Genomic DNA, 24,111 nt, shown 5'->3' with positions numbered 1-24,111 from the left:
GTATGGATTTTTAATGATCTAACTAACCTGAGCAACAACCTGTTTTTCAAGCTTATAAAACCTGACCAACAATATTTCGGCAAGCAGAAAGATCAGCGCCAAAATTATACAAAGTTTCCATAATTGTGTGCCAAAATTTGATTCGGCCACAACGCTTTTTAATGATCCGTTACCTGCTGTTAATAAGGGCTTTGCATTTGGCACCAGTTTTTCCAGGCCGGCAGCGGTAAAGTAACTCATGTCAGATTCTGCCCGGTTATCATTAAAAGCCAGCGCGGCCAGCGTACTATCCTGCCTCTTCAAAGCGTAAATGCCGGTTTCGCGCAGCTGATCTGAAATATATAAAGTGGTGCTCCCTTCCTGCTGCCTTACATCCGGGATAATGTTTTGATCACCTTTGGATAGTTTAAGCAATTGCTTTTCGGTAGTTTGTACGAGCGGAACTTCCAGGCTTTCATCTGTGCCGAGGGTATAAAACAAGGGTTGATCGTGCCCGCTTAATAATGCCATCCTAAATAATACAGGTACAAACAGGGCATGTCTTGGCAAGTTGCTGAAGTCTTCACTTAGTGGTACGGAAGCCACATAAACATTTCCTTTCCCGCTTTTATAAGCCGCCCAAAAAGCCTCGCTGGTAGCAAGACTCATCAGGTTCTCACCTCCACTGCCGCCCTTGCTTAGCTGATAATACTTCTTCACCACAGGCAGATCCGGATTTTGCGGAAAGCTTTCAAATACGTTTTTAAATACCGGGCTTTGCTTATTAATGTTAGATACTTTTACATCCTGCGTTACCAGTTTTTCGGGATAGCCAGCGTTTAAGCCTTGCAGAAACAACCTGTAATTAGCCAGATCGGCATCTGCGGACGGGAATACCACCAACGATCCTCCTTTGGCTACATAGGTTTTCAACTGTTGTGCTAAGCCCGTGGCTATCGTTTTTACATCGCTTATCACTACCATAGGATAGCTATTTAATGCCGCGTAATCAACATTACCATCGGTAACGCGTTGCGCAGCAAAAAAAGGATCGGAACCGAAAACAGCTTTTAAATAAGGGTTAGCGCTGCCGCCGTCGATCAACAAAACAGGCATTTGCTGTTTCACATTAAAGCTAAAGTAAAACTGATTATCAAAAGTAACCGGGTTATCCTGTAGTTGGATCTCGCCTTTTTGCCAGCCTGCCTGTAAGCCCGAAAAAGATAGTGTATCATTTTGAACCGCCCGGGCATCAATGCTAAAACTGCCTAAAGCCTTTTGCGTACCGTTTATTAAAACTTTTAACGGGATCCTCTCTGCACGTTCGCCAGCGTAATTGTGCAGCCTTACTACCAGTTTCTCACTTTCGCCGGGACGATGTACCGCGCTGAGCAGCCAAACCGAATCGACGGCTACATTTGGTAAATTGCCCGATTTGAGTTGTACCAGGCTTACCGCGATACCGGTATCTGCCTTTACCGGCTTGTCGTTTTTATTTTTTTGAAAATCAGAGATAATAAAGATAGACCTCGAGGCGCCCGGCTGACTTTCCAATAAATTCTCCTGCCTGCTGATCACCTGCTGCAGATCGCGACTTTGTGGACTGATCTTTACAGCATCAACCGCATCGTTAAACTCATCACGATTAAGCAGGCGTTGGTGTTTGCCTTCAAAATCATGAGTGAGCAATTGAAACCTGTCATTAATATTATAGGCGGATGCTATCTCTTTTGCACGGCTTTTAGCCTCATCAAGCAATGAACCCTCCCGGTTGAGGGTTTGCATGGAATATGAATTATCTACAAAAACACTTATCACCTGTTGCTTACCAAAGCTGGCATTTGCGGCGCCGGGAATATATGGCCGGGCAAAAGCCAGTACTAAAAATGCCAATGCTAATAAGCGCGCTGCCAGTATCAACCGCTCTTTCAAATTGCGGCGCGAGGCCTGCTGTTCCTGCACTTCCTTCAAAAACTGCACATTGCTGAAGTTTACTTTCTTGTACTTCCTAAAATTGAACAGATGGATCACCACCGGGATAGCCAGACTCAGCAACGCGAATAAAAAAGCCGGATATAAAAAGTGCATATGTTACAGGTATGTGCTATTACAAATGTGGCGAATAATTTTCTGAAATAAGCAGATGTAGTATTTACAATGTTCAGTTGTTATACAATACTGTTACAATACCGCCCACTAAGCTCCAAATAAGGTTTTAATAAATATATTTGGATCGAACTGAAATCTATCCTATTAAAACATCTACCCTGCTATGGTTACCTCCATCTTATTTTCTACGTACACAAAAACGCGTTTTGACGCGCCTACCGCGGCACTAATAACGGGCGCTATCGGAACCTTATTTTGCATACTTGGGGCAGTACTGCGCGACCGCCGTAAAAAGCTTTTAGAATCGGGTGTAAAGGTGGAGGGTGAAGTATTTGATATCGAGTACGATCCCCGCCGTAACGATTCGACCGGTATTTATTTTCCGGTAATACAATACATAACTACCGACGGAAAAGAGATCACTCAAAAGTACAACTTTGGCAATTCAAGAAAAACTTATAAAAAAGGCGATAACGTTGCCGTAATATATGATCCTGCCAATCCCTCTACGTTCATTCTCAACAAAAAAACGTCAAGATTAGGCCCCTGGATATCCATTGCTTTAGGGTTGTTTTTTGTGATAACAGCAATTATAGCCTACGTATTGCAATAAAAACCATTGCGATTAAAAAAATTAACGGTCAATTTTTTATTATTGCCGAACGGAAAGTTGCGTTGTTACTTTCACCGACACTTTCAATTAAACCGAACCTTAAAACGCACGATGGGTTGATTGGGAAAGCACCGGTGTAAGCAATGCATTGTCCGCTTAAAACCTTAATCACCAAACCATGATCGCAGCAATACTCCTTTCCAGCAATTTCAAAACACCTCTCGACCCGCTTACTTCAATCATAATAATGGGAATATTTGGAGCAGCGGCACTAATAGGAGGCGCTATAATGCGCGACCGGAGGGTAAGGCTTTTAAAAACAGGTATAAAAGTAGAAGGAACTGTTTTTAGTATTGAGTACGAACCACGTTCGCAAAGTAACAGTAGTGGCGGCCAGTATTACCCAATAATAAGATATGTTACAACTGACGGAGAATAGATCACAAAAAAACACACCCTGGGCAGTAATCCGAGCGCTTTTACCGAGGGCGAAAGTGTAACCGTTTTCTATGATCCAAAGAGCCCATCAACGTTTATCCTTAATGATAAACTATCTAAAATAGCTCCCTGGGCAGTGATCATAATTGGGGTAGTAATTTTAGCAGTGGCTATCATTCGCTACTTTTCGATGTAGAAAATAACTCAACCCAAACAACCAACAGTCATTTCTTCCTATCTTCCCGAATGAAAAAATCGCTGTTGTTATTCCCGCTGATGCTGGCGATGAAGCTGAGTGCTCAAAACGCACAGCAAATACATCAAAAAGCCATCCTGATAGATACCCATAACGATGTGATATCTAACCAGCTGATCACCAAAGTTGACCTGGGCAAACTTCAAACAGAAGATAATTTTGATCTTGCACGTGCTAAGCAAGGCGGATTAGATGCCCAGATCTTTTCGATCTGGTGCGGCGAAAGTTATGGCAAAGGGACGGCATTCGCGTTTGCTAACCGCGAGATCGATTCGCTTTATGCCCTCATTAAACGTAACCCAGGTAAGATCACGTTGATTCGGAACTCTCGGGAGTTAAAAAAGTCCGTAGCTGATAAAAAGTTAGCTGCGTTGATAGGTATTGAAGGCGGCCATATGATAGAGGACAGAATCGATTATATAGATAGCCTGGCCAAACGCGGAATGCGCTACTTAACCCTTACCTGGAATAACAGTACATCATGGGCAACATCGGCACGGGATGAAGTAACAAAGAGGGACAGCCTGAAACATTTAGGCCTTACCGACTATGGCAAACAAATAGTGAAGCATTTGAATGAGTTGGGTGTGATGGTTGATGTATCTCACGTAGGCGAACGTACTTTTTACGATGTACTGGCCACAACTACAAAACCGGTAATAGCATCACACAGTTGTGCATATGCCCTCGACCCTAATCGCCGTAATTTAAAAGACGATCAATTAAAAGCCCTGGCTAAAAACGGCGGCGTGGTTTGCCTTAACTTTTACAGTGGCTTTATAGATAGTACTTATACAGCGAAGGCGAGTAAGTTTATTCACGAGCACCGCGCGGAGCTTGATTCACTGATTAAAGTATATCATGATGGCGATCTGGCGAACATCCGTCTGAATGCTATTTACAAAACAGAATCGGACAAGATCAGGCCGCCGTTGAGCTTGTTGATCAAACACATCGACTATATTGTTAAGCTGATAGGCGTTGACTATGTTGGCATAGGTTCGGATTTTGACGGAGCTGAATCATACCCGCTTGGTATGGACAGCGTGGCCGACTATCCTAAAATAACCGAAGAATTGCTTAAGCTTGGCTATACACAGAAAGACATCAACAAAATATTAGGCGGCAATGTGATGCGGGTGCTTACTGCAAATACCGGCAAATGATGTCACTTTGTTGACGATAGTTCCTTTGCGTTTTGAGCCTAAAAGCGTAAATTCGCAACTCATTTATAATAAAATGTCGCAAGAAACAGAACACGTAAAATGCCTGATCATTGGATCGGGCCCTGCGGGATATACTGCCGCTATATATGCCTCACGCGCTGATTTGAAACCGGTTATGTACACCGGCTTATTGGCAGGCGGGCAACTTACCCAAACTACCGACGTTGAAAACTTCCCTGGCTACCCACAAGGTATTATGGGTCCGGAATTGATGGAAGATTTCCGCAAACAAGCTGAGCGCCTTGGTACTGAGATCCGTTTCGGTTACGTAAGCTCGGTTGATTTTTCGAGCCTGCCACATAAAGTTGTGGTTGACGATGTAAAAACCATCACTGCCGATACCGTAATTATTTCAACCGGAGCATCGGCTAAATGGTTAGGTTTAGAGTCGGAGCAAAAATATAGCGGCTTTGGTGTATCTGCCTGTGCGGTATGCGATGGCTTCTTTTTTAAAGGTCAGGATGTAGCCATTGTTGGTGCCGGTGATACCGCTGCCGAAGAAGCTACTTACCTTGCCAAATTGGCACGTAAAGTTTATATGATAGTTCGCCGCGATGAGTTCCGCGCCTCAAAAGCGATGGTTCACCGCGTATTGAATACCCCGAACATCGAGATCTTATATAATACCGAAACCAAAGAGATTTTAGGCGATGGCCAAAGTGTTACCGGCGTTAAGGTGATCAACAATGTAACCAATGCCGAAACAGACCTGGACGTTACCGGATTTTTCGTTGCCATTGGTCACCATCCTAATACTGATATTTTTAAAGGCTGGCTGAATATGGACGAAACCGGCTATATCATTACCCGCCCAGGCTCGACAGAAACCAACGTTCAAGGTGTATTCTGTGCAGGCGATGCCCAGGACCATATTTATCGCCAGGCAGTAACAGCGGCGGGTACCGGCTGTATGGCTGCTATTGATGCTGAGCGTTATCTGGCTGCAAAAGAGCACGTTGTAACGGCTTAATTTTAGTGATTAGAGATTGAAGGTTAGAGTTTAGTTTCTTTCCTTAGAATATAGAAAGGCGATGAGTGATCATCGCCTTTTTTGTTGTCTGAACCGTTGATATGGAATGATTACGTTGATTTCGCTGATTTTTCTGAACCTTGATTTATGGGATTAAGGGATTGTAGGGATATTTGTCTGAACTCGAATTTGGGGGGATTAAAGAATTTACAGAATGCTGAGCAAATTCCAAAGATTCAAATAATTCCCCCAAATTCGAGTTCAGACAAAAAATCAACGTAATCATTCCATATCACGGTCAAACTTTTTACACGCCAAACTTCTTATATAATTTTAAAATCTTTTATCTTACGTGCCTGTACTAACCTGATTGATAAATATGTATAAAAAACCCTTATTAGTGCTGCTGGCATCGCTTGCGGTAGGCTTAACCACGGTTAATGCCCAAAACACCGACCCCAATCTCGGCATTATCCCTGCCCCGGTATCCTTAAAAAAAGCCCCCGGCGAATTTGTTTTAAGCCAGGAGACTACCATCCAGGCCGATACGCCATCAAACAAGGCTGTATTATTTTTTAAAGATTACCTGGCCAATAACCAGGCCTACAACAAGCAAATAGCGGTAAAAGGAAACATCACTACAAACGTATTAACCCTTACATCTGCCGGTACAGATGGTTTACCAGCCGAAGGTTACCGTCTAACTATCACCCCGCAACAGGTTACTATTGCCGGTAAAGGTTCGGGATTGTTTTATGGAGTGCAAACCCTGCTGCAATTGATGCCGCTTGAACATGCTGCTACCATAAAACTTCCATGCGTACAAATTGAGGATTATCCACGCTTCGGCTATCGGGGCGCGATGCTGGATGTTGGCCGTCACTTTTTTGGAGTAGAGATGGTGAAAAAATACATCGACCTGCTGGCTGCTTATAAACTGAATACATTTCACTGGCATTTAACTGAAGATCAGGGCTGGCGTATTGAAATAAAAAAATATCCGAAGCTAACACAGATCAGCAGCATGCGTGCGCAAACACTAATTGGTGGTTATCGCGACCGCACACCTCAACAATTTGACGGTACTCCATATGGTGGCTTTTATACACAAGATCAGATTCGTGAAGTAGTAAAATACGCTTCGGACAGGTTTATCACAATTGTCCCGGAAATTGAAATGCCGGGCCACTCTATGGCCGCTTTGGCTGCTTACCCGGAACTAAGCTGCGATCCGTCGAAAACCTATAAGGCGGCCGAAACATGGGGTGTATTTGAAGATATTTACTGCCCTAACGAAAAAACATTTGCCTTTTTACAAGATGTATTAACCGAGGTGATGGCGCTTTTCCCAAGCAAATACATTCACATTGGCGGCGACGAAGCACCTAAAGAAGCATGGAAAAAATCGGCCTATTGCCAGCAGCTTATCAAAAAACTAAAACTGAAAGATGAGCATGCCCTGCAAAGTTATTTTATACAACGTATTGAAAAATTCCTGAACTCGAAAGGACGTAGCATCATTGGCTGGGACGAGATATTGGAAGGTGGCCTTGCCCCTAACGCTACTGTAATGAGCTGGCGCGGCGAGGAAGGCGGCATAGCTGCAGCACAACAAAAGCACGATGTGATCATGACCCCGGGAAGCCATGGTTTATATATCGACCACGGTCAGGGTAAACCAAGCCAGGAACCTTTAAGTATTGGCGGTAACGAGCCATTATCAAAAATTTACAGCTATGATCCTACCCCATCTGCCCTAACACCAGAGCAACAGAAATATATTAAAGGTGTACAAGCCAATTTATGGACAGAGTATATCGCTACAGACGCTAAAGTTGAGTTCATGTTACTGCCACGTTTGTTAGCGCTATCAGAAGTGGCCTGGTCACCATTAGCTAATAAAAACTACAGCGATTTTGCCGATACCCGTTTACCGGGCCATTTAGCATGGTTGGATAAAGAAGGATTAGATTACCACGTACCTACTGCCATCGGTGCTAAAGATACCGTAATGATAGGCAACACTTTAACAGCTGTTTTAAAGCCATCGGTTGAGGACGCTAAAGTTCACTACACTATTGATGGATATACCCCACGCGAAACCGATCTGGTTTATACCATTCCGTTAAATCTTGATATCCCGGCCGGTCAATACCGCGAATTGCAGACTATCGTAATTACTCCATCAGGTAAACGAAGCAACGTAACCCGCACCATTGTTTATAATAAAGCGCCTATGCCAGCCGTTAGCAATACAGGTACAACAGCGGGCGTTAAATACCAGGTGTATCCGGGCTTGTACTCAAGCACTAACCAACTTGCCGGTACAGCAGCAGATAGTGGCGTAACCAAAACATTTAACACCGCCGATTTACGCAAAAGCAAAGGCAAATACGGTGTTATTTATACCGGTTATGTAAATATTGATGCAGATGGCGTTTATGGTTTTGCGACTTCATCTGTTGGCGGTTCGGTATTGTTAATTGATGACCAACCTATAGTTGATAATGATGGCAAACATGCCATGAATGAGCAAATGGGTGCTGCACCATTATTAAAAGGCTACCATAAAATAACAGTAAAATATTTTGACCAGGGCAGCGGACAAAATACATTAAAAGTATTTATTACCGCGCCGGGAAAAGCCAAAGCCGAATTAACGCCTGATACATTATTTAATTAAGCCGATTTATATAGAAAATATGAACAACAGGTATTACCTTTTTGCGCTTGCGATGAGCGCATTAATGGCAGGATGCGGCAGCAAGGACACTAAAACCCCTGCTACTGCACCCTCGGCACCTAAAAAGCCGGAATTGATGGCACCCTTCAGGTATCATAAACTGGTGGAGGTTTCGCCAGGGCAGAGCTATGATATATTGAGCTGGGGCCGTGGATCGGAAGAGGCCGGGGCTTTCATGATATTACATTCGGATTCGGCGGGGATTAAATACACCACAACAACCGGCGATTTGAACGGTGCTATTGTTGATGTATATAATTCAGATATGGATGCCGACGGCAATCCCGAGATTTTGGTACAAACCAAATCAAAAGATACCGTAAATTATGTATCGGTTTATGCTTTTGAATTTAATGATAGCAAGGCCAACAAGATCGATTTCCCTAAACTAACCAGTTCGCAGCGTAAAGGCTACAGGGGTAGCGATAACTTCTTTATCAGAGATGGCAAGCTAATGCGCGAGTTCCCGATATATGATGGCAGCGGCAAAGATGCTAAACCATCGGGCGCTAAACGACAGTTTGAATATGGCTTGCGTGGCAATGAGTTTACAGTTAAACAGCTGAGTAAAGATTCGAGCGAGGTAAGTAAAAAGGTTGCTGATAATTCGCCAGCTAAGGCTGATGATAAGAAATCATCATCGGACGATAATAAATCTGAAAAGAAAAGTTCATCGTCTTCTTCATCGAAGAAAAAGCATAAGAGGCATAGAGGTTAACCTTCTAATCAAACTTACGAAGTTTTAAAAACTTCGTAAGTTTTGTCTTGATTAGCCATCGTCTTACCACACCTCCATGTCATTGCGAGGCACGAAGCAATCGCACGGAAGCAAGGCCACCCCGTACAGTATGCGATTGCCGCGCTACGCTCGCAATGACATGGTGGTTGAAATAGCCTAATCTCTAAACTCCAACCTCTAATCACTAAATCAAGTCTGTATCACCCCAACGTTAAACGCCTTTTCAATAGGTGCGTGATTAGCGGCCTCAATCCCCATTGATATTACCTTACGCGTTTCTAACGGATCGATGATCCCATCAACCCAAAGCCTTGCGGCGGCATAGTAAGGTGTTGTTTGCGCGTTGTATTTATCAGTGATCTGTTTTAGCAGTTCCTCCTCTTTCACTTTATCAAGTTCCTCGCCTTTGGCTTTTAACCCTGCCGATTGGATTTGCAGCAGCGTTTTGGCCGCCTGCCCCCCTCCCATCACTGCTATTTTTGCCGATGGCCAGGCGTAGATCAATCGCGGATCATAAGCTTTACCGCACATGGCGTAATTACCTGCACCGTAGCTATTGCCTACAACAATGGTAAACTTAGGCACTACCGAATTGGCAACCGCATTTACCATTTTAGCGCCATCTTTAATAATGCCTCCCTGCTCCGAGCGGCTACCAACCATAAAGCCTGTAACATCCTGCAAAAACACCAACGGGATCTTTTTCTGGTTACAATTCATGATAAACCGGGTGGCTTTATCTGCCGAATCGGAATAGATCACGCCGCCAAACTGCATCTCCCCTTTTTTTGATTTGATCACCTTGCGTTGGTTAGCTACAATACCAATAGCCCAACCATCAATACGGCCTAAACCGCAGATGATGGATTGGCCGTAGCCATCTTTATAAGGTTCAAATTCGGAGTTATCCAACAGACGTGATATGACCTCCATCATATCGTAAGCCTTCTCCCGGTTATCGGGTAAAATACCATAGATCTCTTTTTCGTTGAATTTTGGGGCTGATGGCTGGATCCTGTCGAAACCGGCTTTGGTATAATCGCCGGTCATGCTCATGATGTTACGGATAGAATCGAGTGCGGCTTGATCATTAGGCTGCTTATAGTCGGTAACACCTGATATTTCGCAATGCGTAGTGGCACCGCCGAGGGTTTCATTATCCACATCCTCACCTATGGCCGATTTTACCAAGTAGGAACCCGCCAGGAAAACCGAGCCGGTACCTTCCACTATCATCGCCTCATCGCTCATGATGGGTAAATAAGCACCACCAGCCACGCACGAACCCATGATAGCCGAGATCTGGATAATACCCATACTGCTCATCATGGCGTTATTCCTGAAAATTCGACCAAAATGCTCTTTATCCGGGAAGATCTCATCCTGTAAAGGCAGATATACACCCGCCGAATCTACAAGGTAAATGATAGGCAGCCGGTTCTCCATGGCAATTTCCTGTGCGCGCAGGTTTTTCTTTGCGGTTATCGGGAACCAGGCCCCGGCTTTTACCGTGGCATCATTGGCAACAATAACACATTGCCTGCCGGATACATAACCAATGCCACAGATCACTCCGCCTGATGGGCAGCCGCCATGCTCGGCATACATGCCATCGGCAGTAAACGCCCCAACTTCCAGCCAGGGCTTGTCTTTATCAATAAGATAAGCAACCCGCTCACGGGCAAGCATTTTACCTTTTTCTTTTTGCTTGGCGGCGGCTTTTTCGCCACCACCCTGGTATATTTTATTAAGCCGGGTGTTCAGTTCATAAACAAGCTGCTTGTTAACATCTTCATTTTTGTTGAACTCGATATTCATAATTGGTTTTAGATAGCGAAGGTAATTTAGAGAATTTTATGCGATGAAAATACAATTACAAACTGTTTTGTTTTAATAAAACGTGTTTGGTTATCAACTGTTAAAACCCTAATGCGTTAATTTAGTTAAATTAAATAACCGTTAGTAAAACATTTTATCTATAATAGCCTTTGTTATTCGGAATACTTACTTGCCGATACCAACGTCTATCTATGAAGTCATCTGTTATAAAAGCACTCCAAAATTTAAGCAGCAGAGAAGAGCAACTGTTTGTAAACGTGATTGAACACGGCAGCATGCACGTGGAAATTTACAAACCCGTAAATATCGATCCGCAAACCCCGCATAACCAGGATGAGCTATATGTAATAATAAATGGCAGCGGAGATTTTATTTTGAACGGCAGCCGGAGCACTTTTCAGCAAGGTGATGTTATTTTTGTACCGGCGTTCGCCGAACACCGGTTTGAAAACTTCACTGAAGATTTTGCCACTTGGGCAATATTTTATGGTCCCGAAGGTGGAGAGAAATAGTTGGCAGTTTTAAGTTAGTTGTAGGCAGTTTTGCTTTAAATGGAAACCTAAATTAGGTTTTTATCTTTAAACCAAACTTCTTCGCGTACGGGTTTAAAGCTATCCATCAGGTTTACCAATTCAATGGCATCTGCCGATGTAATGATCAGATCGCGATTGACCTTTTTCATGAAACGCTGTTCAACCATAACATCTAACTGTTGCAGCAAAAGATCGTAAAAGCCGTTAACGTTGAGTAAGCCTACCGGGTGGTTATGCAAGCCTAACTGCAACCAGGTTAGCACTTCAAAAAACTCTTCGAGTGTACCAAGGCCACCGGGCAAAGTAATAACGCCATCGCTCAGGTCGTTCATCATCTGCTTGCGTTGGTGCATGTTTTCAACAATATGCAACTCGGTTAAGCCAGTATGTCCAACCTCTTTATCCATCAAAAATTGAGGGATCACTCCTATCGCCTTACCTCCCCTGCTTAAAACAGCATCGGCAATTAAGCCCATTACGCCCACTTTTCCGCCGCCGTAAACCAAGCTTATATTACGGCTTACCATTACTTCGGCCAGTTGATCAATAGTTTGTTTTAATACAGGGTCGCCATTATAGTTAGCACCGCAAAATATACAGATAGCTTTCATCGGTTCGTTTTGATAACGTTAATTATGATTTAGTAAAAAAATTAATAAGTAGCGGACGGTATTCCTCATCCTTCTCCGCAAGTTCAACCTGAGTTTGATCTTTATTTATATTGAAAAAAAGCTCCGCTTCCTCTCCATCTTTCGATTCGAAAAATAATTTCAATTTCTTAAAATCACTTCCATCCAATTTTGCGTTTTTTACTACGCTTTTAGCAAACGCGTCGAGATCGACGAAAGCAACTGGTATTTTATCAATAAACTTCTTCTCTTGGTCGGTCTTTATTTTATAAATTTCGGCTAAGGCATTCCTAAAATCATCGCTTATTTTCCCCATGCTTTTAATTTCAATTCCTTTTCCAAAGCCTTCTTTACTTTGATTAGTATTCTCGGGAACGACAATCTGAAAGCCAACAAGTTTACCTCTATAATTAGCTTTCAAATCGTAAACAACAACCTCGTTAACTTTAGTTTTTTGAGTTACTGATAAGCGTACATCTCCTCCAAAACCTTCCGCATTATTGTTAGGATCGAATAAATTAATTATTTCAGGCTGGCTTTTGGTTTGACAGGCTTGCATGATCAAAACTGACAATGATAACCCGATCAATAGAAGTGTTCTTATTTTCATATTCAATGATAACAAATTTATTCAATGACTATTTAACGTATGTTATACGTAAGTTACCTTACAGATACCTGTAGTCTACAACCGGCAACAAACAAAAAGGCCCGAATACACAGTGATGCTGATCAGCTGTACATCCAGGCTTTTATATTATACTATTTAAAAAGAATTACCTGCTTGTATAGTTAGGTGCTTCTTTAGTGATAGTGATATCGTGCGGATGGCTTTCGCGCATACCAGCTGCGGTGATACGCACAAATTTGGCACGTTGCAGATCTTCAATATTGGCAGCACCACAGTAGTGCATACCGGCACGTAAACCACCAATGTATTGGAATATTACTTCGGCCATGCTGCCTTTAAATGGAACGCGACCAACAATACCTTCGGGAACCAGTTTGGTTACCACATCAGTCTCGTCCTGGAAGTAACGATCTTTCGAGCCTTTAGCCATCGCTTCAACCGAACCCATACCGCGGTATGATTTAAACTTACGGCCTTCGTATATGATAGTTTCGCCTGGTGATTCTTCAACACCGGCAAACAGTGAGCCTGCCATGATAGAACTTGCACCGGCTGCAATAGCTTTTACAATATCGCCTGTTTGTTTGATACCACCATCGGCAATAACCGGAACGCCGCGGCCTTCAAGTGCTTTAGCACACTCGTAAACGGCATATAACTGAGGTACACCAACACCGGCAATAATACGGGTAGTACAAATTGAACCCGGACCAATACCAACTTTAACAGCATCGGCACCTGCATCGGCAAGGGCTATAGCAGCATCGCCGGTTGCTATGTTACCGGCAATTACCTGCAGATTAGGATAAAGCTTTTTAACGGCCTTAACCATATCAATAACTCCTTTTGAATGGCCGTGAGCGGTATCAACAGTAACAACGTCAACACCGGCATTTACAAGCGCTGTAACGCGATCAATATTATCTGCAGCAACACCAACAGCCGCGCCAACTCTAAGGCGGCCAAACTCATCCTTACATGCGTTAGGGAAGTTCTTAACTTTTTGAATGTCTTTATAAGTGATCAGGCCTACCAGTTTCCCATCATTATTTACAACAGGTAGTTTCTCAATTTTATTGCTTTGCAGTATGTTGGCAGCATCTGTAAGGGTAGTGCCTTCGGGTGCCGTGATCAGGTTAGTTTTGGTCATTATCTCGCTAACCGGTACCGACATATCTTTCTGGAAACGAAGATCGCGGTTGGTGATTATGCCTTTCAGGTTATGATCAGCATCAATAACCGGGATACCACCAATGCTAAACTCTCTCATTAACTGAAAAGCATCTGCAAGCAGGGCATCTGCATGTAAAGTAACCGGGTCCTGGATCATGCCGCTTTCCGAGCGTTTAACCTTGCGTACTTCATCGGCCTGGGCCTGGATGGTCATATTTTTGTGTAATATGCCTAAGCCACCGGCCTGTGCAATGGCGATAGCCAATTCAGCCTCGGTAACAGTATCCATAGCAGCCGATAGGATCGGGATGTTTAAACGGATAGTTTTAGTTAAATAAGTGCTGGTGTTTACTTCGCGTGGTAAAACTTCTGAGTAAGCTGGGAGGAGTAAAACGTCGTCGTAAGTTAATCCTTCGGCAACAAATTTTGATGGGTCTAACTGCATAGCAAATAATTATTTTGGAGTTATTATTTGCCGGGCAAAGGTAATAAAATATTTCGAAGTTTAGAATTCAGATTTCGAATTTCCTGAAAATTGCCTTGGGATGATAATTCGAATTTCGGAATTGGGATGTTCGATTTCGGATTTATTTGGATGTCGGATTTCGAAATTTCGATTTGGGATTTATTTAAAGAATTTTAAATTGGGGATAATCAACTCACTTATAAAGCAAAATCAAACATCCCTAAATCAAAGTAAATCCGAAATCGAAATTCCGAAATCCGAAATCAAAAATTAATATTTTCCTACGATCACCTTATAAAACTGATCGAAGTTAAAATAAGTGTTAGCGAGTTTGATCAGTTTATCCGAGGTGATGTTTTTCACCGTTTCGGTATATCTGTCGTAATAGTCGTAATCAAGGCCCGCAAAATAGATGGTTTTGAATTTATCGGCATGCGAAAAAATATTTTCCAAACTGCCCAGAGTTGAACCAAGCATGTAGTTACGTACTAAGGAAAGCTCCTCCTCCGGAACTAATTCTGTTTTAAGCAGGTTTACTTCTTTTTCAATTTCGGCAATGGCATCTTTACACACATCCGCCCCTACCTCGGTGGCTAAAAAGAATGCGCCGCCTTGTTTAAACGATGCCAATCCCGAACCTATTCCGTAGGTATAACCTTTATCCTCGCGAATGTTGGCCATCAGCCTCGAACCAAAGTAGCCGCCCAATACAGTATTTAAAACCTGTAAAGATTGAAAATCTTCGTGATTACGGTTGATGACGGGCACGCCTATCCTAATAGCCGATTGAAGCGCGTCGGGCCTTTCTGTAAAATAAAACAGATCGGCAGCCGGTTTAATTTCTGGTTGAGTTGTTACTGCAGCAATTGCGCCATTTACCCAACTCTCCCCAAATGTATCAGTTATCAGACTGAGCGCTTCCGGCTCTATCTTTCCCGAAATAACAATAGTACAGTTTGAAGGCTGGTACATTTGCCTGTAATGCGCCACCATATCATCGCGATGCAGGGTTTGGTAGTCGGTCATTTCTGCTGCGAAACCATAAATGGTTGGGCCATATACAGCCCTGTTAAATGCACGTCGCGCCAAGATATCATTTTTCTGTAAACCTACCTGTAGTTTTTGCTGCTGGTTACGCTTAAATGTTTCCAGTTCCTTTTCGGGGAAAATAGAATTGTTAAGGATATCAGCAATTACAGGTAAGGTGCTACCTAAGTGCTTATTTAAACTGTAAAGCGTAACCTGTGAGTTTTCGTAGCCATAATCAACCTGTAAAAACGCGCCGTAAAAATCAATTTTATCAGCTATTTGCGCGGCTGTTAAAGTTGCTGTACCATCGGTAAGCATGGTATTCACTGCCATATTTAGCAGCGGTTTGGCCGGATCGAAAGTAAGATTGCCAAAAATCCACTCAATACGCACCAGCTCCTGATCACCTGAGTTAAAGCAGAACAGATTGCAGCCATTGCCAAGCTTAGTATGCTCGGGCCTGATGAGTTTTATATTATCGATAGCCCTAAAATCGGGAGCTAATTTTCTGTTGATCATAATAATAAAATTATCTGAATCAGAATTTTCAGAATTTTAGGATTCCCAGAATTTGGCTATACCATTCTGTTCATTCTAAAATTCTGAAAATTCTGATTCTGTTACTTCTCCGCCAAATAAATAAGCGTTGATGAATTTTCTTTCCTGAATAACTTTTGCGCCTGCTCTTTTACCTGGGCTATAGTTACCTGCAAATATTTAGATGTTTCCTGGTTCAACATATCGGCATCGCCAAGCAGTTCGTATTGAGCCAGGTTCATGGCCTTATCCAACAAACTCATCTCGGCAAATATCATGGTCGATTCGGTTTTGTTTTGCACCTTGGTCATCTCGTAGGCAGGTACATCTTCGTGTTTGAGTTTTTCTACCTCTTCCCATAAAGCAGCTTCAGCCTGCTCAATAGTTATACCATCTAAAGGCTTGCCTTCCAGCACAAACATGCCTTTATCCAAACTGCCGGTAATGTAAGCATGCACCTCGCTAAACAGCTGTTTTTCTTTAACCAGGGCTTTATATAAGCGAGACGAGTTTCCGCGCGAAAGCAGATCTGAAATTATCTCGGCCGCATAGTAATCGGCATCCAAACGTGCTCCCATCTGGAAAGCGATATACACATCATTAAGCGGAACTTTAGCAGTTACCGTTTCACGACGGGCTTCATTTTGCTCTGGCTCCTGCGGCAGGTTACGGTGATATTTTTCACCTGCGGGGATACTTCCAAACCATTTTTCGGTAAGTTCTTTAACCTGTTCTGTAGTTACATTACCTCCTACTACCATAATGGCATTTTGAGGGTTGTAATGTTTTTTGAAGAAAGCTTTTACGTCCTCTATCCTTGCATCCTCAATATGCTTAATAGTTTTACCAATGGTTGCCCAACGATAAGGGTGCTGTTTGTAAACCAATGGACGAAGTTTTAACCAAACATCGCCGTAAGGCTGATTTAAATAGCGTTGTTTAAACTCTTCAATTACCACATTACGTTGCACTTCGAGGCTTTTTTCGCTGAAGGCGAGGCTTAGCATCCGGTCGCTTTCCAGCCAGAAGGCGGTTTCGATATTGGCCGATGGCAGGGTGATATAGTAATTGGTGATATCGTTGCTGGTGAAGGCGTTATTTTCACCGCCTACCCTTTGCAGCGGTTCATCATAAGTGGGAATATTTATTGATCCGCCAAACATCAGGTGCTCAAACAGGTGGGCAAAGCCGGTTTGCTCGGGGTCTTCGTCGCGCGCGCCAACATCATACAGAATGTTGAGCACTGCCATTGGTGTTGTATTATCTTCATGAACAATAACCCGGAGGCCATTGTCTAAGGTAAATCGGTTGAATTTAACCATGTATCTTTCTAAATATTATATATACGGTTAGCAAATGTATAACTTTTGATGACATTGGTGGTGCCGACTTAAAATGAACGGCTATTTTACGCTAAGCCACCAGTTATTTTTACTTTTAGGCTACGAACATGACCAGCGATCAACTCATTCAAAAAATAGCCAACACCATTGGCAAACTCAAAGTGCTTGAGCTTGGGCGCATTTTGGCCGAAGAGAAATTTCAACTTCGCGACCTCATAGATATCACCTTCCACCCGGATAAACCGCTGGCATTTAGGGCCGCTTGGTTGCTTGAAAACATGTTTTTGAAAGATGCCAACGCGTTTACGGATAACCTCGAATATCTTATAACTCGCTTTCCGGAGGTTACCAATCCCGGCTGCCAGCGGCACTATGCCAAAATACTGATGCACGCTACCGAAGAAAAAGAATCGTCGCCGATTAAGAAACAACTAAACAGCCTCGATCTGGAAGCAACAGTCGAACAGCTTTTTGAATGGATGATAGATGCTAAAGTTAAAATAGCTGTTAAAGTTTTTTCAGGCCGGGCCTTGCTTAATTTAAGGAATCGATACAAGTGGATAGCCGACGAACTACCTGCCCAGCTTGAATTTTTGATGCGTGATGGAACGGCTGCTATACAAACCGCTGGAAGAAAGATGCTTGAGGAGTTAAAAACCTCATTTTAAATAGGCAAGCTTATCCGGTAATTATTTTCACCTCTTAAATATTTGACAACGTCAAGTTTTTAATTAATTTTGACAATGTCAAATGCTGAAAATTATGAAAAAAATAGAAAACGATATACAGCTCCCCTTAGAGATAACAAACAACCCTGAAGATGTGATGACTTTTCACCGCTATTATTCCGATGGGCAAGGAAGAAAAGCGGTAGAGGTAGAAAATAAGATACCCATAAAAGGCGGCCCGCCAATGCATGTTCACTATTTGCAGGACGAATCGCTTACTGTTATTGCAGGCACCATGGGTATTAAAGAGCCTGGAAAGCCCGAAAGGTTTATCACTGTTGGTGAAACCGTAACATGGCTGGCCGGCGAGCCACACAAATTTTGGAACGCGGGTAACCAAACCCTGCACTGCACAGGTTGGGTTGCTCCTGTTGATAGCTTTGTTTACCTTTTAAAAGAGATCCACACATCGGTTAATGCTGGTAATGGCAAACCGAGTATGTTCGATATCTCATTTTTAATGAGGCGATACAAATCCGAATTTTATATGTTGGAGATACCGACGTTTGTACAGGCCACATTTTTCCCGTTGATGGTCTTAATAGGCAAATTATTAGGCAAATACCACAAATTTGCCGATGCCCCGGAAGCCCGAAAGGCTAATTAAAAATTTATTGATCACTTGTAAAATCTGTAGCATTTTTTACATTTGATCAATTATTTATTGCCGTGTTAAAACCGCTTATCACCCTCATTTCGCTTTGCTTTTTTAGTATCGTTCCGGTTAAAGAACCGGCTAACAGTAGCGCTATTTTAGCCCGTAAACAAGTACCTGTTTTATGCTACCATCAAATCAGGAACTGGCGGCCCAGCGACAGGCAGGTGGACAAAAATTATATTATTCCCCCGGCTACTTTTAAAGCTCACCTGAAAATGCTGGCGGATAGCGGGTACCACACCATTTTACCCGACGAGTTATACGATTACCTTACTACAGGCACCCCACTCCCATCAAAACCCATCATGCTAACTTTTGATGACAGCGACGGAGATCAGTTTACCGTAGCCCGCCCCGAACTGAATAAGTACAATTTTAAAGGCGTTTACTTTATTGTTACCACTAACCTGGGTAAAAACAAATATTACATGGATAAGAAACAGGTGAAACAACTCTCGGACGAGGGGAACGTAATTGCCTGCCATACACAAGACCACGCCAACTTTAACAAACTTAAAGGAGCCGACTGGGACAAGCAGTTAGATGTGCCCACTCGCAAGCTTGAAGCCATAACCGGCAAACCAGTTAAGTACTTCGCATTTCCGTACGGTATCTGGAATTCGCAGGGTTTACCTGAACTGCGCAAGCGGAATTTTAAGGCAGCTTTTCAGTTAGATCAGCCGCGCGATACTAAAGACCCACTGATGACCATACGGCGGGTAATTGATTGCGGTTATTGGGATACCCGCACATTGGATTTTTATATTAAACACGGGTTTGGTAAGGTTGCAAAATAACACACTTAGCGAAACCAAAATTTAATTTCTGTATCAACCTCAATTTTACTTTTATAGCGCCTGGGTATTTTAGCATAATTAAAAATATCCCTGATCAATAATTTACTAATGTTATCGCCATAGTAAATGATATCATTGCCATACATAGAGAGCACCGGATTGCCTGGTATATCGATCAAAACAAATCGATGACTGTGAACAGGAAAGATCCGGCTAATTCCCGCAGGAAGCAACTCATCCCCGGTAATTGAATTGGCCTCAAATATCCAGTTGATAGTATCTTTGATCAATGCAAGATCTTGCGGGTAAGAATAAAAAACAGGAAGATATTTTGCCGGGGAGCCATCGTTACCGCATATATTAATGCCGGGCTTATCGATACCATTCATTACTTTATAAAAGCTACGAAGCGGCTGTGGAAATGCGAAGCCCATCTCTTCCTCAAATTTTAACAACTCAGCATCGGTTAAACCTGGTTTCCATTTAGAGTTCTGCTGAATTTGATACCCCCAGCAATTTTCAAGATTGACTATTTGCCAATGACGTTCACTAAGGGTTTTAAAGGAGGCAAAAAACAGTTCGCTATCGTCTGGAACGGGCAACGTAGAGATGTCTGTATTATCAGATTTCATGGCCTAAATATAGCCGTTGAAATACTAACGCAAAAATGCTCCGGATAAAAGAATATTATTACCCTGAGATAGCCAGCAAGTAATCGAAATTCTGACTGGACGCACTGTTTAAATAATGCCCGTTATTGTAGGATTTGCCTGCCAACCTTACCTGCTGTCCATGAGATATACCTTGCAAATTGATTGTCTGTGTATTAAAACTCACACCATCGCTATCCAATAAGCTGTAAGCTTCTTCCGATATCAGCAGATCATTATTTAACTCTTTGGTTTTTGACTGTAATCTTGCGGCAATATTTACGGGTAAGCCCATAACAGATAAGTTGCTGGCACCATCTAAGCCAAATTCGCCTACAAATACTTTACCGGTGTGCAAGCCAACACCAATTTCAAGCGGACCGCCATAAAAGGGTTCGGCATATGCTTCGTTAAACATGCTTACCGTTTGAAATATGGCTTTTGTTGCCTGGTAAGCGTTGTTAGCAGCCTCGCGAACGCCGGTTTGTAAACCAAAAACAGCGTAAAGGTTATCACCTGCAATTTCAACTACCTTACCCTGAAAGTTTTTTACTATGGTGTTAAAGGCGGTAAATAAGCGACGCACTACGTTGATCACTACCTGACCGGGTTGTGATTCCATGAGGCCGGTGAAATTGCGGATATCTAAAAACAAAATGGCCAACTCTTTTTCCTCGTCGGCAGAGGTATTTATGTTGATGGAGCAGGCTCCGTTTAATGCTAAGTCTAAGTTTTTCATGAGCATGTATTTTATATTATACCAATACAGACGCGAAGCTCACGAAAACATTTTAAATAAAATTTAAATTACCTGCTTGTGATAAACGGATGACCTGATTTAGAGTTTGATATGACAATAAGCCCCTCCATCCTTTCAAGTTTATAAACTTAAAGGATGGAGGGGCTTAAATACAACACGAGCGCGTTTTTATTTAATGATTAATAACCAGCCTTTACCTTTTTCAACAGGGATCCTGTCGTTTAATCCAAAAGTCTTAGCAGGTTGATAGCTTTTGATCTCCGGTGCGGTTATAGTCGCTTTTGCCGGGTCAATGCACAATTTTTTCCAGTCGATGTTTAGTTTAAAATCGGTATCGGCATTATCCCAACTTGCTATGGCTACCATGGCGGCACCTTTCTTTTTGTAAACTGTAGCGATCACTTTTTCCTTATCGGTTTTTACCGGATTATCATCAACCCAGTAACCTATCATTTTGGTTCCCTTTATGCCGAAGTTATCCCATGCTTTCCAGATGGGGCGCGGGTCGGCACCGTCGCTCCATGGCATGCGGTTGGTCATGCCGTAAACCATGCCCCGCCATTTGTTGCCTCCGCCTTGCAGCATTTCGCCCATTAAACCGAATGGGATCCCGCTTACTTCGGTAAGGAAAAAATCAGGATCATTTTTCTCATAATCAAAATACTCGCCAAACCAAAGCCTGTTGAGATATGGAAAATGCTCCATATACAGGTTGGCGCTGTTGTTAAAACCATCGCTTTTGTTGTACTGATTGGCCGAGTGCAAGTCGATAATGCCAGGGTGACCATCTTTGGTAAGCACACGTTTAATACGCTTCATGGTAACACGGTCGAAAGCTACATCGTCCAGGTAAATACCGTCGATACCTACGTTTTGGGTGAGCCAGTTCATGCCCTCAACATAGTAGTTATGCCAGCGGTTCATGCCGCTATTAATAATGGCCGCATCTTTAATTTCGGGTACAAACCAGGCGGCAATGTAATCATCGCCTACATGCTCTTGTAACCAGCTAAATCCCCCTCCCTTGCCCGGAGAATAGATCTCATGACCTAAACTACGCAGGGCAAAAGTTTCGTAGGCGTGATTTGACAGCTCACGAATGGTGTTGTAGATCTTCACTTTCAAGCCCTCCGCATGTGCAGAATCATCATAAGCCTTCATTTTTTGCCAGGCGATGAAGGGGTAATTGATGGTGGGGTTGATGGCCGTAGCGTGGTGGATATTGATCAGCGTAGCACCGGCCTCTTTAATGGTATCAATAGGTTTATAAGCATGATAAAATCTTGTAGCCCATTGAAAATCGGTATTGATGGTATGGAACGGAGTGATAAGCAGTGTAAAATTATAATACAGCTCATCGCCTTTTTTCAGATCGCGTGCTCCGCTGTAATTGTTGGCCAATACAGCATTTCCGTCAAAGGCGACTTTTATACCTCCCTTGTTATCATTTCCCCATGATGTTGGCAACAATAAAGGTTTTTGCAGGTAGAAATTGGTATTTAACGGACGTACATATTTTTCATCCCTTAGCGAATATTGTAAGCCACCATTCACATTTCCTATCCATGCGCCATCCTGGTTTTTGTGAGCTACATCCCATTTCCATTCAAAGTTGTCGGGACGGTAACCGCCTTTCTGGCCCAGGCCCATCATATACTTTGCGAACTCTTTTTTGAAAGGGATATGCATGGTGATATCTTTCAGGCTCACATCCTGCAAAGCTTTTACTTTTACGGTGTAGGCAATAAAACCATCAAACTCTAACGATGCGCTTACACTCATCTGCAAGCTATCGTTGGCGCTTACTGCCGTCCACTGTACGGTACCGCCTTCTTTTTTGGTAAATTGTACGCCCTGGCTTTTCAGGTTTATTTTGTTACCTGCCGAATTGATAAAATGAAAATGGATGCCCTCGGTTAACAAGTTGTTTGGGGCAGTCGCATACTCCGTCATTTCGGGAGTGAAATAGGTTTGGATCTGTTTAGGGAAACCATCCTTGTTTACCTCTACTTTGCGCCCTAATAAACTAACGGTATTGCCGTTTATTTGCAGAGGAGTATAAGGTGCAATAACTGTATTTTGCTGAGCCATGGTTGAGTTTAACCAGCCTAAACGCGTCATTTTATAAGGTTCACTTACGCCGCCGTCTTTCGATAACTTATTGTTTACCTTGATAGTCAACGCGATAGTTTTTTCATATTTACCGTTGATGCTGATGGTGGCTTTTCCGGTATAAGCCGTAGCTATAGCAGATGCCGGAACATCAACGCCACACCATAAGGCCTGTACTTCGCCTTGTTTCACATTTACGGTTTTAGTAAGCGGCTTACCATCATAAGTGATACCGCCGGTGTTTATACAAAACAGTTTTGAAGCCGGGATAATTTTACCAGTAGCAGATTTCAGATCGCTAAATTGTACTTTCACATTTTCAATATCGTGCAAGGCATATACACCTAATTGAAATGCGAAATTTTCACCACGCTCAGCTCCCCCAACATACTTTGCCTGCGGGCCTGCCTCTATCCAGCGTTGAGGTAAATCCTTTGTCATGCGGATAGAATTCGTTCTATCTTCCGGGAAGATGAGGAATGGTTCGGTTTTATGTTTGCTGATCAAGGCCTCAGTTTCAGCTTTTGTAGCAATTACCTCCATAGGGTAAAAACTGTTAAAAGCATCTATTGATTGATATTCTTTTACCGTTACTGATGGGATCTGTTTATTAATAGAAACGATATTCAGCCAATCACCTGACGCGGTATTCTCAGGCTTGAGGTAAACGCCTTTTGGGTAGTTTGATCGGCCTTCGTTTTTATAAGGCATGTAATAAACAAAATATTCTCCTTTACCGGATGTAGGCTCGAAATATAGTTCTCCGCTTTCGCGGTTTACTGAGCCAATTTTTACATTGGTTATTTTTTGTTTGGTTTTGGCATCTTCAATAATGATCCGCCTGTTCTCGGGGCTATCATCCCTCCTGCGCCAGTTGATCACTGCTTTAGCCACCTTACCTGTACCATTAAAAGTTAATACTATACGGTGGTTACCTAATGAATCGGCCAGCCAGCAGTTATCGCAGTTGGTGTAAGGTACTTTTTGCGCAGATGCAGTAAAGCCTGTTAAAAGGATGGCTGCAGCCAACAATTGTTTTTTCATGGAATAAATTTAGTCAGTACTTTTTATAATGTGTTGTGGAGTTTTATCTGACCACAATTAAAATATGTCATTGCGAGCGTAGCGTGGCAACCGCACGGAAGCATGGCCG

At 42.8% G+C, this 24,111-nt stretch carries 19 protein-coding genes and 1 pseudogene; 10 read left to right on the top strand and 10 right to left on the bottom strand.

The window, feature by feature from the left end; all coding sequences use genetic code 11:
* Window positions 1-18: 18 nt before the first annotated feature.
* The gene (locus AAFN85_RS07225) at window positions 19-2,067 is read right to left on the bottom strand and encodes a BatA domain-containing protein (RefSeq protein WP_347526407.1); all 2,049 of its coding nucleotides are present in this window, start codon (window positions 2,065-2,067) and stop codon (window positions 19-21) included.
* A gap of 184 nt (window positions 2,068-2,251) precedes the next feature.
* On the opposite strand from AAFN85_RS07225, the gene AAFN85_RS07220 reads away from it, so the two are divergent.
* The 6 genes and pseudogenes from AAFN85_RS07220 (at window position 2,252) to AAFN85_RS07195 (ending at window position 9,052) form a co-directional block, all read left to right on the top strand.
* Window positions 2,252-2,701, top strand: a complete 450-nt coding sequence (locus AAFN85_RS07220) for a DUF3592 domain-containing protein (RefSeq protein ID WP_347526406.1) — start codon at window positions 2,252-2,254, stop codon at window positions 2,699-2,701.
* A gap of 178 nt (window positions 2,702-2,879) precedes the next feature.
* Window positions 2,880-3,335 (top strand): annotated as a pseudogene (locus tag AAFN85_RS07215) (DUF3592 domain-containing protein).
* A 50-nt stretch (window positions 3,336-3,385) separates the two neighbouring features.
* Window positions 3,386-4,561 carry a dipeptidase gene (locus AAFN85_RS07210; RefSeq protein WP_347526405.1) on the top strand — a complete coding sequence of 392 codons (1,176 nt, stop codon included), beginning with the start codon at window positions 3,386-3,388 and terminating at the stop codon, window positions 4,559-4,561.
* Window positions 4,562-4,634: 73 nt separating this feature from the next.
* Complete coding sequence (gene trxB, locus AAFN85_RS07205; protein ID WP_347526403.1) at window positions 4,635-5,591, top strand: thioredoxin-disulfide reductase; 957 nt, start codon at window positions 4,635-4,637, stop codon at window positions 5,589-5,591.
* A gap of 379 nt (window positions 5,592-5,970) precedes the next feature.
* Window positions 5,971-8,274 (top strand): family 20 glycosylhydrolase, encoded by a 2,304-nt coding sequence (locus tag AAFN85_RS07200; RefSeq protein ID WP_347526402.1) that lies wholly within the window; start codon window positions 5,971-5,973, stop codon window positions 8,272-8,274.
* Window positions 8,275-8,293: 19 nt separating this feature from the next.
* Window positions 8,294-9,052, top strand: a complete 759-nt coding sequence (locus tag AAFN85_RS07195; protein WP_347526400.1) for a hypothetical protein — start codon at window positions 8,294-8,296, stop codon at window positions 9,050-9,052.
* 210 nt (window positions 9,053-9,262) lie between these two features.
* Here AAFN85_RS07195 and AAFN85_RS07190 read toward each other — a convergent pair whose 3' ends face one another.
* Complete coding sequence (locus tag AAFN85_RS07190) at window positions 9,263-10,891, bottom strand: carboxyl transferase domain-containing protein (RefSeq protein ID WP_347526399.1); 1,629 nt, start codon at window positions 10,889-10,891, stop codon at window positions 9,263-9,265.
* 212 nt (window positions 10,892-11,103) lie between these two features.
* On the opposite strand from AAFN85_RS07190, the gene AAFN85_RS07185 reads away from it, so the two are divergent.
* Window positions 11,104-11,424, top strand: coding sequence for a cupin domain-containing protein (locus AAFN85_RS07185; RefSeq protein WP_347526398.1), 321 nt, complete (start codon window positions 11,104-11,106; stop codon window positions 11,422-11,424).
* Window positions 11,425-11,471: 47 nt separating this feature from the next.
* On the opposite strand, the gene AAFN85_RS07180 is transcribed toward AAFN85_RS07185, so the two are convergent.
* From AAFN85_RS07180 to AAFN85_RS07160, 5 genes are all read right to left on the bottom strand, one after another.
* Window positions 11,472-12,056, bottom strand: a complete 585-nt coding sequence (locus AAFN85_RS07180; RefSeq protein WP_347526397.1) for a TIGR00730 family Rossman fold protein — start codon at window positions 12,054-12,056, stop codon at window positions 11,472-11,474.
* Window positions 12,057-12,078: 22 nt separating this feature from the next.
* Complete coding sequence (locus AAFN85_RS07175) at window positions 12,079-12,684, bottom strand: hypothetical protein (protein WP_347526396.1); 606 nt, start codon at window positions 12,682-12,684, stop codon at window positions 12,079-12,081.
* Between the two features lie 166 nt (window positions 12,685-12,850).
* Window positions 12,851-14,323, bottom strand: a complete 1,473-nt coding sequence (guaB, locus tag AAFN85_RS07170; protein WP_347526395.1) for an IMP dehydrogenase — start codon at window positions 14,321-14,323, stop codon at window positions 12,851-12,853.
* A gap of 291 nt (window positions 14,324-14,614) precedes the next feature.
* The gene (locus tag AAFN85_RS07165; RefSeq protein ID WP_347526394.1) at window positions 14,615-15,892 is read right to left on the bottom strand and encodes a pitrilysin family protein; all 1,278 of its coding nucleotides are present in this window, start codon (window positions 15,890-15,892) and stop codon (window positions 14,615-14,617) included.
* 101 nt (window positions 15,893-15,993) lie between these two features.
* Window positions 15,994-17,232: a pitrilysin family protein gene (locus AAFN85_RS07160; protein ID WP_347526393.1), complete on the bottom strand. Its 1,239-nt coding sequence runs from the start codon at window positions 17,230-17,232 to the stop codon at window positions 15,994-15,996.
* A 128-nt stretch (window positions 17,233-17,360) separates the two neighbouring features.
* Between AAFN85_RS07160 and AAFN85_RS07155 the strand changes: the two genes are divergently transcribed.
* The 3 genes from AAFN85_RS07155 to AAFN85_RS07145 all read left to right on the top strand — a co-directional run bounded on the left by AAFN85_RS07155 (window position 17,361) and on the right by AAFN85_RS07145 (window position 19,436).
* Window positions 17,361-17,921, top strand: a complete 561-nt coding sequence (locus AAFN85_RS07155) for a hypothetical protein (protein ID WP_347526392.1) — start codon at window positions 17,361-17,363, stop codon at window positions 17,919-17,921.
* Between the two features lie 94 nt (window positions 17,922-18,015).
* Window positions 18,016-18,588 (top strand): hypothetical protein, encoded by a 573-nt coding sequence (locus tag AAFN85_RS07150; protein WP_347526390.1) that lies wholly within the window; start codon window positions 18,016-18,018, stop codon window positions 18,586-18,588.
* Window positions 18,589-18,650: 62 nt separating this feature from the next.
* Window positions 18,651-19,436: a polysaccharide deacetylase family protein gene (locus tag AAFN85_RS07145; protein ID WP_347526389.1), complete on the top strand. Its 786-nt coding sequence runs from the start codon at window positions 18,651-18,653 to the stop codon at window positions 19,434-19,436.
* Between the two features lie 5 nt (window positions 19,437-19,441).
* On the opposite strand, the gene AAFN85_RS07140 is transcribed toward AAFN85_RS07145, so the two are convergent.
* The 3 genes from AAFN85_RS07140 to AAFN85_RS07130 all read right to left on the bottom strand — a co-directional run bounded on the left by AAFN85_RS07140 (window position 19,442) and on the right by AAFN85_RS07130 (window position 24,002).
* On the bottom strand, window positions 19,442-20,068 hold the full coding sequence (locus AAFN85_RS07140; RefSeq protein ID WP_347526388.1) for an SMI1/KNR4 family protein: 627 nt from the start codon (window positions 20,066-20,068) through the stop codon (window positions 19,442-19,444).
* Window positions 20,069-20,126: 58 nt separating this feature from the next.
* Window positions 20,127-20,825: an adenylate/guanylate cyclase domain-containing protein gene (locus tag AAFN85_RS07135; RefSeq protein ID WP_347526387.1), complete on the bottom strand. Its 699-nt coding sequence runs from the start codon at window positions 20,823-20,825 to the stop codon at window positions 20,127-20,129.
* A gap of 189 nt (window positions 20,826-21,014) precedes the next feature.
* A complete protein-coding gene (locus AAFN85_RS07130; protein ID WP_347526386.1) occupies window positions 21,015-24,002 on the bottom strand; it encodes a glycoside hydrolase domain-containing protein in 2,988 nt (995 codons plus the stop codon).
* Window positions 24,003-24,111: the final 109 nt, after the last annotated feature.

The sequence above is a fragment of the Mucilaginibacter sp. CAU 1740 genome (genome assembly GCF_039839285.1).
GTDB lineage: Bacteria > Bacteroidota > Bacteroidia > Sphingobacteriales > Sphingobacteriaceae > Mucilaginibacter.
This window is presented reverse-complemented; position numbering and strand designations above follow the sequence as displayed.